The organism is Pseudomonas putida, from assembly GCF_050990305.1.
In the GTDB taxonomy this organism is placed as follows: Bacteria; Pseudomonadota; Gammaproteobacteria; order Pseudomonadales; family Pseudomonadaceae; genus Aquipseudomonas; species Aquipseudomonas putida_AH.
Map to the genome: position 1 here is coordinate 4429355 of NZ_CP158817.1, position 12830 is coordinate 4442184.

The 12830-nt window shown below is 60.8% G+C and carries 11 protein-coding genes and 1 pseudogene; all 12 read left to right on the forward strand.

Translation table 11 applies throughout. From position 1 onward, the window contains the following. Positions 1-264 precede the first annotated feature (264 nt). The 12 genes and pseudogenes from paaF (at position 265) to paaD (ending at position 12803) form a co-directional block, all read left to right on the forward strand. Positions 265-1038 (forward strand): 2,3-dehydroadipyl-CoA hydratase PaaF, encoded by a 774-nt coding sequence (gene paaF, locus ABTV22_RS19920; protein WP_433736200.1) that lies wholly within the window; start codon positions 265-267, stop codon positions 1036-1038. Positions 1039-1083: 45 nt separating this feature from the next. Continuing rightward, positions 1084-1875, forward strand: a complete 792-nt coding sequence (gene paaG / locus ABTV22_RS19925) for a 2-(1,2-epoxy-1,2-dihydrophenyl)acetyl-CoA isomerase PaaG (RefSeq protein ID WP_433736201.1) — start codon at positions 1084-1086, stop codon at positions 1873-1875. Positions 1876-1878: 3 nt separating this feature from the next. Beyond that, the gene (paaH, locus tag ABTV22_RS19930) at positions 1879-3396 is read left to right on the forward strand and encodes a 3-hydroxyacyl-CoA dehydrogenase PaaH (protein ID WP_433736202.1); all 1518 of its coding nucleotides are present in this window, start codon (positions 1879-1881) and stop codon (positions 3394-3396) included. Further along, positions 3389-3838, forward strand: a complete 450-nt coding sequence (paaI, locus tag ABTV22_RS19935; RefSeq protein ID WP_433736204.1) for a hydroxyphenylacetyl-CoA thioesterase PaaI — start codon at positions 3389-3391, stop codon at positions 3836-3838. Before paaH ends, paaI begins: the two co-directional genes overlap by 8 nt. Next, on the forward strand, positions 3831-5042 hold the full coding sequence (gene pcaF / locus ABTV22_RS19940) for a 3-oxoadipyl-CoA thiolase (RefSeq protein ID WP_433736205.1): 1212 nt from the start codon (positions 3831-3833) through the stop codon (positions 5040-5042). The genes paaI and pcaF overlap by 8 nt, the downstream gene beginning before the upstream one ends. Before the next feature lie 99 nt (positions 5043-5141). Next, positions 5142-6467 carry a phenylacetate--CoA ligase PaaK gene (gene paaK / locus ABTV22_RS19945; RefSeq protein ID WP_433736207.1) on the forward strand — a complete coding sequence of 442 codons (1326 nt, stop codon included), beginning with the start codon at positions 5142-5144 and terminating at the stop codon, positions 6465-6467. A gap of 231 nt (positions 6468-6698) precedes the next feature. Then, a complete protein-coding gene (locus ABTV22_RS19950) occupies positions 6699-8162 on the forward strand; it encodes a hypothetical protein (protein ID WP_433736208.1) in 1464 nt (487 codons plus the stop codon). A 147-nt stretch (positions 8163-8309) separates the two neighbouring features. Then, positions 8310-9104, forward strand: a pseudogene (locus ABTV22_RS19955) (AMP-binding protein); the annotation flags it as partial. A gap of 1004 nt (positions 9105-10108) precedes the next feature. After that, positions 10109-11098 carry a 1,2-phenylacetyl-CoA epoxidase subunit PaaA gene (gene paaA / locus ABTV22_RS19960; protein WP_433736209.1) on the forward strand — a complete coding sequence of 330 codons (990 nt, stop codon included), beginning with the start codon at positions 10109-10111 and terminating at the stop codon, positions 11096-11098. 133 nt (positions 11099-11231) lie between these two features. Continuing rightward, positions 11232-11513, forward strand: a complete 282-nt coding sequence (paaB, locus tag ABTV22_RS19965) for a 1,2-phenylacetyl-CoA epoxidase subunit PaaB (protein WP_007943393.1) — start codon at positions 11232-11234, stop codon at positions 11511-11513. Positions 11514-11521: 8 nt separating this feature from the next. Further along, the gene (paaC, locus tag ABTV22_RS19970) at positions 11522-12283 is read left to right on the forward strand and encodes a 1,2-phenylacetyl-CoA epoxidase subunit PaaC (RefSeq protein ID WP_433736210.1); all 762 of its coding nucleotides are present in this window, start codon (positions 11522-11524) and stop codon (positions 12281-12283) included. Further along, the gene (gene paaD, locus ABTV22_RS19975; RefSeq protein ID WP_433736211.1) at positions 12270-12803 is read left to right on the forward strand and encodes a 1,2-phenylacetyl-CoA epoxidase subunit PaaD; all 534 of its coding nucleotides are present in this window, start codon (positions 12270-12272) and stop codon (positions 12801-12803) included. The genes paaC and paaD overlap by 14 nt, the downstream gene beginning before the upstream one ends. Positions 12804-12830: the final 27 nt, after the last annotated feature.

The following is a 12830-nucleotide window of genomic DNA, read 5'->3' on the forward strand; positions in this document are numbered from 1 at the left end:
ACTTGAACAGACCGTTCGGCGGGATGCTCGCGAACGGCCAGAAACCCGCGATAAAACCAATAGTTTCGGCACTTCAACCACTAGTAGCTGTCACTCTCAGCCCACCCTTAAAAACCATAAATCCGACAATAGGACACATTAAATCAATTTTAATGTTGATTTTACGTATCACGTTATAGGTATACTCCGACAAAACCGGCCCCTGCAGCCGATCCAATAACAAGCCGGCATGACCGCCGTGCGTACACCGTGAGGGCAACCGCCGTGCCTCAAACCCTGACCGTCGAAACACTCGACACTGGCGTGCGCCTGATTACCCTGCAGCGCCCGCAAGCGCTCAATGCCCTGAACACCCAATTGCTGGGCGAACTGGCGGACGAACTCGCCGTTGCCCAAGCTGATCCCGATACCCGCGCCGTGGTCATCACCGGCAGCCGCAAGGCCTTCGCCGCCGGCGCCGACATCAAGGAAATGGCTGAACGCGACCTGGTCGGCATCCTCGACGACCCGCGCCAGGCTTCGTGGCAGGCCATCACCCGCTTCAGCAAACCGCTGATCGCCGCCGTCAATGGCTTCGCCCTCGGTGGTGGCTGCGAACTGGCGATGCACGCCGACATCATCATTGCCGGTGAAGATGCCCGCTTCGGCCAGCCGGAAATCAACCTCGGGATCATGCCCGGCGCCGGTGGCACCCAGCGCCTGCTGCGCGCGGTCGGCAAATCCATGGCCATGCAGATGGTGTTGACCGGCGAGCCGATCGACGCTCGCCAGGCCCAGCGCGCCGGCCTGGTCAGCGAAATCACGCAACCTGAATTCACTGTCGAACGCGCCCTTGAGGTCGCCCGTCAGATCGCCGCCAAGGCCCCTCTGGCGGTGCGCCTGGCCAAGGAAGCGCTGCTCAAGGCCATGGACACCGACCTTGCCAGCGGCCTGCGTTTCGAGCGCCACGCCTTCACCGTGCTGGCCGGCACTCGCGATCGCAACGAAGGCATCGCGGCGTTCCAGGAAAAGCGCAAGCCGACGTTTACCGGCCAGTAATAGATCTCACCGAATACGAACGACCTCTCAGAGAGCGCCAAGATCATGAACTTCGAACACATCCTGTTTTCCATCGAGGCCGGCGTCGCCCTGCTCAGCCTCAATCGCCCGGACCAACTGAACAGCTTCAACACTCAGATGCACAGCGAAGTGAAGGAAGCGCTCAAGCAGGTGCGACAGAACCCGGACGTGCGCGTGCTACTGCTGACCGGCGAAGGCCGTGGTTTCTGCGCAGGCCAGGACCTGAGCGACCGCAACGTCGCGCCGGGCGCTGCCGTGCCGGACCTGGGTGAGTCCATCGAGAAGTTCTACAACCCGATGATCCGCCAACTGCGCGACCTGCCGATGCCGGTCATCTGCGCGGTCAATGGCGTGGCCGCCGGTGCCGGCGCCAACATTCCGCTGGCCTGTGACCTGGTGCTCGCTGCTCGTTCGGCCAGCTTCATCCAGGCCTTCTGCAAAATCGGCCTGATCCCGGATTCCGGTGGTACCTGGACCCTGCCACGTCTGGTGGGCATGGCCCGCGCCAAGGCCCTCGCCTTGCTCGGCAACCGCCTAACCGCTGAACAGGCCGAGCAATGGGGCTTGATCTACCGCTGCGTGGACGACGCCGAACTGCGCGACGAAGCGCTGAAGCTGGCGCAACACCTGGCCACCCAGCCGACCTACGGACTGGCCCTGATCAAGCGCAGCCTCAACGCCAGCATGAGCAACAGCTTCGACGAACAGCTGGAGCTGGAACGCGACCTGCAACGCTTGGCCGGGCGCAGCGAGGACTACCGTGAAGGCGTCAGTGCCTTCATGGAAAAACGCACCCCAAGCTTCAAGGGACGCTGAGACATGACCGCACTGAATAAAACTGAACGCGTTGCCGTGATCGGCGCCGGCGCCATGGGTGCCGGCATTGCCCAGGTCGCCGCGCAGGCCGGCCATTCGGTATTGCTGCTGGACAACCGTCCGGGCGCCGCCGCCCAAGCCATCGAAGGCATTGATAAGCAACTGAGCAAACGCGTCGAGAGCGGCAAGCTGTCCGCCGAATCACGCAGCGCCACCGTCGCTCGCTTGCAAGCGGTGGAAGCGATCGAAGCCCTGGCCGATTGCGATCTGATCATCGAGGCCATCGTCGAGAACCTTGAGGTCAAGCGCGCACTGTTCAGCCAGCTGGAAGACATCTGCGGCGATCACTGCATCCTGGCCAGCAACACCTCGTCGCTGTCGATCACCAGCATCGCGGCGAAGCTCAAACGCCCGCAGCGCCTGCTCGGCCTGCACTTCTTCAACCCGGCGCCGGTCATGGCGCTGGTGGAAATCGTCTCGGGTCTGGCCAGCGATCCGGCCCTCGCCGAATGCCTGTACGACACCGCCAAGGCCTGGGGCAAGAAACCGGTACACACCCGCTCCACCCCCGGCTTCATCGTCAACCGTGTGGCCCGTCCGTTCTACGCCGAAAGCCTGCGTCTGTTGCAGGAAGGCGCCGCCGACTGCCCGACCCTGGATGCGCTGATGCGCGAAGCCGGTGGTTTTGCCATGGGCGCCTTCGAGTTGACCGACCTGATCGGTCATGACGTCAACTACGCCGTGACCTGCTCGGTGTTCGACGCCTATTACCAGGACACCCGCTTCCAGCCTTCGTTGATCCAGAAAGAACTGGTGGACGGCGGCCGTTTCGGTCGCAAGAGCGGACAAGGTTTCTACAGCTACGCCCAAGGCGCCGAACGCCCACAAGCCGCTGAAATCACCAGCAGCGCCAGCGTCGAAGCCTGCCTCGTCGAAGGCGATCTGGGTATTGCCCAGGGCTTGCTGGCTCGCCTGCGTGAACACGGCGTCAACGTCATCCAGCGCGACGGCCGTGGCTTGCTGCGGGTCGGTGACGCAGTGCTGGCCTTGAGTGACGGCCGCATGGCCTGTCAGCGCGCCAAGGAAGACGGCCTGCGCAACCTGATCCTGCTGGATCTGGCGGGCGATTACACCACGGCCAAACGCATTGCTATCAGCTACGCAGCGGGCATTGATCCGCTGGCCCTCGAGCAAGGCGTTGCTCTGCTGCAACAGGCCGGTCTCAAGGTCAGCCTGCTCAGCGACAGCCCGGCCCTGGCCGTACTGCGCACCGTAGCGATGCTGGCCAACGAAGCCGCCGACGCCCTGCTGCAAGGCGTGGCCTCGGCCGGCGACATCGATCTGGCCATGCGCGCCGGGGTCAACTACCCGCAAGGCCCTCTGGCCTGGGCCGATGCCGTTGGCCTGCCGCACATCCTGAGCGTGCTGGACAACCTGCAGGCCGCCTATGGCGAAGAACGCTACCGGCCGTCGCTGTTGCTGCGTCGCCGCGTAGCCGAGGGGAGAAATTTCCATGACTAACCATGAAGCGATGACCCTGGCGAGTGAATGTGCGCAGTCGCTGTTCCAGCGCGACGCCGCCAGCCAGGCCATGGGCATGCGCCTGCTGTCCGCCGGCCCCGGCACCGCTCGCGTGGGCATGACCGTGCGCGCCGACATGGTGCAAGGCCATGGTACCTGCCACGGCGGTTACCTGTTCGCCCTTGCCGACTCGGCCTTCGCCTTTGCCTGCAACAGCTACAACGAAGCCACCGTGGCCATCGGCTGCAGCATCGACTACGTCGCCCCGGCACGCCTGGGCGACACCTTGAATGCCGATTGCATCGAGCAAAGCCGCTCCGGCCGCACCGGCAACTATGACGTACGCATTGAAAACCAGCAGGGCCAGTTGATCGCCCTGTTCCACGGCAAATCCTACAAAGTGCGCGGCCCGGTGCTGGCGCAGGAGACCCCGAATGAATGACGCCCTGATTATCGACGCAGTACGCACGCCCATCGGCCGCTACGCCGGCGTTCTGAGCAGCGTGCGCGCCGACGACCTCGGCGCGGTGCCGCTGCGTGAACTGCAACGCCGTCACCCGCAAGTGGACTGGAGCCAGGTCGACGATGTGATCTACGGCTGCGCCAACCAAGCCGGCGAAGACAACCGCAACGTGGCGCGCATGTCGGCGCTGCTGGCCGGGTTGCCGGTCAGCGTGCCAGGCACCACCCTCAATCGCCTGTGCGGCTCCGGGCTGGACGCGATCGGCACGGCCGCCCGTGCGATTCGCAGTGGCGAAGCCGGCCTGATGCTGGTTGGCGGCGTCGAATCGATGTCCCGCGCACCGCTGGTGATGGGCAAGGCCGAGCAGGCGTTTTCCCGTCAGGCTGAAATCTTCGACACCACCATCGGCTGGCGCTTCGTCAATCCGCTGATGAAAAAAGGCTTCGGCATTGATTCGATGCCGGAAACCGCCGAGAACGTCGCCGAGCAATTCAACATTTCTCGTGCCGACCAGGACGCTTTCGCCCTGCGCAGCCAACAACGCGCTGCTGCCGCACAGGCCAATGGACGCCTGGCCAAGGAAATCGTCGCCGTGGAAATCCCACAGCGCAAAGGCCCGGCCAAAATTGTCGAGCAGGATGAACACCCGCGCGGCGATACCACCCTGGAGCAACTGGCCAAACTCGGCACGCCGTTCCGTGAAGGCGGCAGCGTCACTGCCGGCAACGCCTCGGGCGTTAACGACGGGGCCTGCGCCCTGCTGCTGGCCAGCCCTGAAGCCGCCCAACGTCACGGCCTGACCGCTCGTGGTCGCGTGGTGGCGATGGCCACCGCTGGTGTCGAACCACGGATCATGGGCATCGGCCCGGTGCCAGCCACCCGCAAGGTGCTGGAACTGGCCAACCTGAGCCTGGCGGACATGGAAGTGATCGAGCTCAACGAAGCCTTCGCCGCCCAAGGCCTGGCCGTGCTGCGTGAGCTGGGCTTGAGCGACACCGATCCACGGGTCAACCCCAACGGTGGCGCCATCGCCCTGGGCCATCCGCTGGGCATGAGTGGCGCACGTCTGGTGACCACCGCGCTGCACGAGCTTGAGGAACGCAATGGCCGCTACGCCCTGTGCACCATGTGCATCGGCGTTGGCCAAGGGATCGCGCTGGTCATCGAGCGACTATCCCACTAAAGAACCGCGATTCCCAAGGAGACCAGAGGTATCCTTGGGGCATGCACTCAAAGCCCCGCAGAGAAGGGGCTTGAACACAAAAACAATTCGAGTGAAACCATGAACATGCCAATCTCCCAATCCATGCTCGATCCTGTGCTGGACCCCATGGAAACCGCCAGCATCGACGAGCTGCGCCAGCATCAGCTCGAACGCCTGCGCTGGAGTGTGACCCACGCCTACAACAACGTACCGCTGTACCGTCAGCGTTTCGATGAAGCAGGCGTGCACCCGGACGACATCAAATCCCTGGATGACCTGGCGAAGCTGCCGTTCACCACCAAGTCCGACCTGCGCGACAACTACCCCTACGGCATGTTCGCCGTGCCGATGAACGAGGTCGTGCGCCTGCACGCTTCCAGCGGCACCACCGGCAAACCGACTGTGGTCGGCTACACCCAGAACGACATCGACACCTGGGCCAATGTGGTGGCGCGCTCGATCCGTGCCGCCGGCGGGCGCAAGGGCGACAAGGTGCACATCTCTTACGGCTACGGCCTGTTCACCGGCGGCCTGGGCGCGCACTACGGCGCCGAGCGCCTGGGTTGCACCGTGATCCCGATGTCCGGTGGCCAGACCGAGAAGCAAGTACAGCTGATCAAGGATTTCCAGCCGGACATCATCATGGTCACGCCGTCCTACATGCTCAACATCGCCGATGAAATCGAGCGTCAGGGCATCGACCCGCACAAATTGGCCCTGCGCCTGGGCATCTTCGGCGCCGAGCCGTGGACCGCCGAACTGCGCAGCGCCATCGAGGCGCGCATGGGCATCACCGCCCTGGACATCTACGGCCTCTCGGAAATCATGGGGCCAGGTGTCGCCATGGAATGCGCCGAAACCAAAGACGGCCCGACCATCTGGGAAGACCACTTCTACCCGGAAATCATCGACCCGATCACCGGCGAAGTGCTGCCAGACGGCCAGATGGGTGAACTGGTGTTCACCTCCCTGAGCAAAGAAGCCCTGCCGATGATCCGCTACCGCACCCGCGACCTGACGCGCCTGCTGCCAGGCACCGCGCGCCCGATGCGTCGCATCGACAAGATCACCGGACGCAGCGACGACATGCTGATCATCCGCGGCGTCAACGTGTTCCCGACGCAGATCGAAGAGCAAGTGCTGAAAATCAAACAGCTTGCCGAGTGCTACGAGATCCATCTGTATCGCAATGGCAACCTGGACAGCGTTGAGGTGCATATCGAACTCAAAGCTGAACATCAGCACATCACCGACGAACAGCAAAAAGCTGTTTGTGGTGAGCTGAGCAAGCACATAAAGACTTACATCGGGATCAGCACGAAGATCGTCCTGCGGCCGTTCCATTCGATCAAGCGTTCCGAGGGCAAGGCCAGCCACGTTGTGGATAACCGCCCTAAAGCATGACTGCTGCACCCCTTCTAGCCCCGCTTATGCGGGGTTTTTTTTTGCCGCAAAGCAAAGTAGCGACATTCGGATCGCCATGACGAGAGGAGGCTGAGGCCAAGCAGCCAGTGGATAGCTGAACTCGGTTGACCGAGGCACGAGCCCGACAGTTTGAGTGCTTTGTGAAAGCGTACCCCCGAATAAAGCCAGTACCTTTTTTTGCTCTATTTATAGCGTCCTGAGCAGAAAAACATGTTAGCGATAGCGCCCCAATTAACTCCATCAGTAGCGCCCACATACTTGGAGGCAAGCAGGGAAAATCAGACTGCGACAGTCTCTTCCACTGTTTTTAATGCCCTGAACATCCCCGATGCGACGTTGCCTGAATACTGCCTGGAGAAATTCCAGAATATCTGCAACGCATGCCCCGACCCAAGTCAGGCAGCGCAAACCCTGGCCTCTAATATAAGTTTTTTGCTGGCGCAGGCAGGTGAGGTCACTGTAGGCAATGCGGCTAAGTTTGAAGTTGTCAGCAACCTGACCAACAATCTTTTGAGCAGTCTGAACCGGGACGATCTCTCGAAGGCGCAAGATGCAGCAAACCAGGTAAACACTCGCTTTAACTGTGAAATGGATAGCCAAGGTAAAACCCGGCTGGACGACATCTTGAATGCACTTGAAATGCCCTATCACAAGGCTACGCACGAAAGTGGCAGGATGGGCCATGCCCGGGAAATGGAGAGCGATGTTCGACATTTTTTTGAGGATCACCCCCGTCAGGATTTGGCCGGCATGCTTGCCTTTTTTCATGATCATGTGCAGATCAAAGACGAGGGCATGGGGGTCGGCAACGCCAGGCACTGGGGGCTGAATGAAATTGCTACCGCTGCGGCACTGAGCACTTTGGCCAAAGAGGCGGGAGTCGATGAGGCCGGGCAAGAAGCCCTGCTTAAAGTCGCCGGGGCAATTATTCCCGCGGGCACAGCCTTCAATTTCATGCCTGGCGTGGGTGGAGGCGGCAAGCCTGGGCTTGGAACGACCATCGAGGCTATGTTGCGCAGTGATGCCCTGCCTGTAGAGCGGGGCGAAGCAAGCCCAGACCTTATCGCCATGGCGTATACCCTGGCCATTTGCGATACCCAACGCAATAACCTGGCCGGACTGGCCCGCCCAACCGATGAGGTCATTTCCAAGAACGCTCCCGATTTGTACCGCTTGCTATCAAACTGCGCAGAACAGGACCCTGAAGGGTTTGGGGCAATATTCTTTGACAATGGAAAACTGAGCGAGGCTGGACTTGCCCTGTGCAGTAAGCTGAATAGCACCATCGATGTTTTTGAGGAGTTCCCTGCGATCACGCCTTCTACGCCAATGATTGAAGCAGGAAAACCCAATAACCCACTGAGTAAAGGCTTCGATTCCAGCAGTCTGTCCACCAAAGAGAGAGAGCACGCAATACTGGAGCTAATCAGTAAAAATGGTTCTTTCGGCTCGTCCGATGTGGCGGGGGATATCGAGTCTTTCTCTGGTGTTTTTTCGCACCTGGCACTCGATAAAATGAAAAGCGCCCCCCTCCTGAAGGATCCGAAAGCTGCTTTCATTGAGGGGTTTCAAAAGTTCTCAGACGAGTTGAAAACACAATGCCAGTTAAACAATGTCTCGCTGGAAAATGTGCTTAAGCAAATGAAGTCCATGGGCGGCTCTGTGTTGCGTTAAGTCCATTGAACTGAAAAAGGAACAGCCGCAGGTTGCGATCTTTTGATCCTGCTTCTTGAAATCAAAAGATCGCAGGTGGCCCCACCCCTTCAAGTCTAAACATACAAGCGAGCCTGCTCGCTCCCACAATTGGATGGGGGCATCCCCCAACTGATCAAGGATTTCCAGCCGGACATCATCATGGTCACGCCGTCCTACATGCTCAACATCGCCGATGAAATCGAGCGTCAGGGCATCGACCCGCACAAATTGGCCCTGCGCCTGGGCATCTTCGGCGCCGAGCCGTGGACCGCCGAACTGCGCAGCGCCATCGAGGCGCGCATGGGCATCACCGCCCTGGACATCTACGGCCTCTCGGAAATCATGGGGCCAGGTGTCGCCATGGAATGCGCCGAAACCAAAGACGGCCCGACCATCTGGGAAGACCACTTCTACCCGGAAATCATCGACCCGATCACCGGCGAAGTACTGCCAGACGGCCAGATGGGTGAACTGGTGTTCACCTCCCTGAGCAAAGAAGCCCTGCCGATGATCCGCTACCGCACCCGCGACCTGACGCGCCTGCTGCCAGGCACCGCACGCCCGATGCGTCGCATCGACAAGATCACCGGACGCAGCGACGACATGCTGATCATCCGCGGCGTCAACGTGTTCCCGACGCAGATCGAAGAGCAAGTGCTGAAAATCAAACAGCTTGCCGAGTGCTACGAAATCCATCTGTATCGCAATGGCAACCTGGACAGCGTTGAGGTGCATATCGAACTCAAGGCTGAACATCAGCACATCACCGACGAACAGCAAAAAGCTGTTTGTGGTGAGCTGAGCAAGCACATAAAGACTTACATCGGGATCAGCACGAAGATCGTCCTGCGGCCGTTCCATTCGATCAAGCGTTCCGAGGGCAAGGCCAGCCACGTTGTGGATAACCGCCCTAAAGCATGACTGCTGCACCCCTTCTAGCCCCGCTTATGCGGGGTTTTTTTTGGGGTTTGGGATTGGGATTGGGGGCATATCCGTTTTTTCGGTAACGGCTGCTATTGGTTTCGCCCTTACGGCGAGTTACTTGGAGAAGCGCCAAGTAACCAAGCGCTTTTGCCCCTGTCGTTCGGTGCCTCGCCTAGGCTCGGCATGCCCTCGCTCCGGTCCTGCTCCGTGGGCCCGCCGCCATCGGCCATCCATGGCCGGGGGCGGCTACCTCGGCATCCATGCCGAGGTGCCCACTGCGCAGAACCTCCACTCGGCCTCTCGAGGGGGCGTGCACCGCAACAGCCGCCGAGGCGGCCTGATAGCCGACCTGGCTTTGTCTGACGCCCGCATACCCCTGTAGGAGCGAGCCTGCTCGCGATGGACGAAAGAACACCGCGGGGTGTCAGGCTGCCAGCGTTTTCGTTGACGACCATCGCGAGCAGGCTCGCTCCTACAGAAAAGCAAGCAAAAGCAAGCCAATGCCCGCCCGCTCTTCACCACTCAACAGGCCGAGTGTCAGCTCGCCTGCCGCTTTTGATCTTGATCTACCCGCCCCTTCGGGAGGCTGAGTGGAGGCGTTCATCCGGGGAATGGCGCGCAGCGCCGTTCGACGCAGTCGAACACATTGCAGGGAGGTGCAGCGAAGCAAACCGTAGAGCAATGCCCCCGGATGAATGCCGGAGCGAAGGAACCCCGAGCCTTGGCGAGGGGCCGGACGCTCGGGGCGAGCCTTTTTTTGCTTATCTTTTTTTGGCGTTTGAAAAAAAGTAAGTCGCCGTAAGGGCGAAACCGCCAGCCGCCGTTACCGAAGAAACGGATATGCACACAAAACCCCGAACCAAAAACCGACCATTCATCCCAAACCGATACAAAAACACATACGACACGATATTTTCCGTTTGATATTAATTTCTGTATCGCTTATAAAGTTATCCATGCCCTCGAAATGCCCTTGAACAAAAAAGAGGCCGGAGATCGAAATGTACGCACAGCTAGTAGAAACAGGCGTAAAACGCATAAAAGACCTGTCGGAGATGTCCGACCAGGAACGCGCATTCCAGGAAAAAATCGATTCAGAAATTAAGATCGAAGCCAAGAATTGGATGCCAGATGCTTATCGGCAAACCCTGATTCGGCAGATTTCCCAGCACGCGCACTCCGAAATCGTCGGCATGCTGCCCGAAGGCAACTGGGTCACCCGCGCGCCGACGCTCAAGCGCAAGCTGCAGTTGATGGCCAAGATCCAGGACGAAGCCGGTCACGGCCTGTACCTGTACAGCGCCATGGAAACCCTGGGCGCCGACCGCGATGCGGAAATCGACAAGCTGCACAGCGGCAAGGCCAAGTACTCGAGCATCTTCAACTACCCGACACTGAACTGGGCCGACATGGGCGCGGTGGGCTGGCTGGTGGACGGTGCGGCGATCGTTAACCAGGTCGTATTGCAGCGCACCTCGTACGGTCCGTACTCCCGGGCGATGATCCGCATCTGCAAAGAAGAAAGCTTCCACCAGCGTCAGGGCTACGAAATCCTGCTGACCATGATGCGTCACGGCAACCAGGCGCAAAAAGACATGGTCCAGGACGCGATCAACCGCCTCTGGTGGCCGGCGCTGATGATGTTCGGCCCAAGCGACGAACACTCGCCGAACAGCGCCCAATCCATGGCCTGGAAAATCAAGCGCCAGAGCAACGACGAACTGCGCCAGCGCTTCATCGACCAGACCATCCCGCAACTGGAACTGCTGGGCTGCACCTGCCCTGACCCGGACCTGAAGTGGAACGCCGAACGCGGCCACTACGATTTCGGTGAAATCCAGTGGGACGAATTCTACGAAGTGCTCAAGGGCAACGGCCCGTGCAACCACGAACGCGTCGCCACCCGTCGCAAGGCGATTGAAGACGGCGCCTGGGTTCGCGAAGCCGCTGTCGCCCACGCCCGCAAAAAACAAAACAAGAACGCCGCCTGATCCGGCTAACAAACCCTGTGTAGGAGCTGCCGAAGGCTGCGATCTCTTGATCTTGATCTTCGGCGACTTCCAAGCCGCCAAAGATCGCAGCCTGCGGCAGCTCCTACAGGGCAACTGATGTGGAGTGAATGTCATGTCCGAGTGGACCCTCTTCGAAGTCTTCGTGCGCAGCAAGCACGGCCTGAACCACAAGCACGTCGGCAGCGTGCATGCCGCCGATACCACCATGGCCATCGAGAACGCGCGCGAGCTCTACACCCGTCGCAGTGAAGGCGTGAGCCTGTGGGTCGTGCCTTCGGCGCTGATCACCGCTTCGTCGCCGGATGAAAAAGACCCGCTGTTCGATCCGTCGGACGACAAGGTTTACCGCCACGCCAGCTTCTACGAGCTGCCGGCCGAAGTCGGGCACATGTGAGATCGACCATGACTAACAAGACCGATCTGATCGAATACCTGCTGCGCCTGGGCGACAGCGCCCTGATCCAGGGCCAGCGTCTATGCCAATGGTGTGGCAAGGCCCCGGCACTGGAAGAAGAACTGGCGTTGATGAACGTCGGCCTCGACCTGGTGGGCCAGGCCCGCAACTGGCTGGACTACGCCGCCGAGTTGCTGGACGATGGCCGTGACGCCGATCACCTGGCGTTCCGCCGCGACGAGCGCGCTTACCGCAACCTGCTGCTGGTGGAACAACCCAACGGCGACTTCGCGGTAACCATGCTCAAGCAGTTCCTGTATGACGCCTGGCACCTGGAAGTCCTCAAGGGCCTGACCCAGTCCAGCGACGAGCGTATCGCCGGCATCGCCGCCAAGGCCGTGAAGGAAGTCACCTATCACCTGCGCCGCTCCGGCGAGTGGGTCGAGCGCATGGGCGACGGCACCGAAGAAAGCCACAAGCGCATGCTCGCGGCCATCCCGGAAGTCTGGCGTTTCACCGTCGAACTGATCACCGCCGATGACAGCGAACAGCGCCTGTGCGAAGCCGGTATCACCCCGGACATCGCCACGGTCGCTCGCGCCTGGCAAGCCAAGGTCGACGCGATTTTCGCCAGCGCCACCCTGCCGGTGCCGGCTGCCGCAAGCCACTTCTACCTGAACGCGCGCAAGGGACTGCACACTGAACACCTCGGCATCTTGCTGGCCGAGATGCAGTTCCTCCCACGAGCGTACCCCGATGCAACCTGGTGATCTGATTGTCAGCGACCTCGGCGCCCGGCCGGCACAACCGACCGACCTGGCTGACGCCTGGGCGGTCCTGTCCGAGGTCATGGACCCGGAAGTGCCAGTGGTCAGCGTGGTGGACCTGGGCATCGTCCGCGATCTGGACTGGCAAGCCGGGCATCTGCACGTAGTGGTCACCCCGACCTACTCCGGCTGCCCGGCTACCGAAGTGATCGAAGGCGATATTCGCCAGGCTCTGGAACAGGCCGGTTTTCGCGCGCCAAACCTGGAGCGCCGGTTGACCCCGGCCTGGACCACCGACTGGATCAGCGACAGCGGCCGCGAACGCCTGCGCGCCTACGGCATTGCCCCGCCGGACGGCAGCACCAGCAAGCGTAGCCTGCTCGGTGAAAGCCCGGTGATCGCCTGCCCGCAATGCGGCAGCGTCCACACCGAGGTGCTCAGCGAGTTCGGTTCCACCGCCTGCAAGGCGCTGTACCGCTGTATCGATTGCCGGGAACCGTTCGACTATTTCAAGTGCATCTGAGCGGCGAGCCGCCGTCCAGCTGGAGAA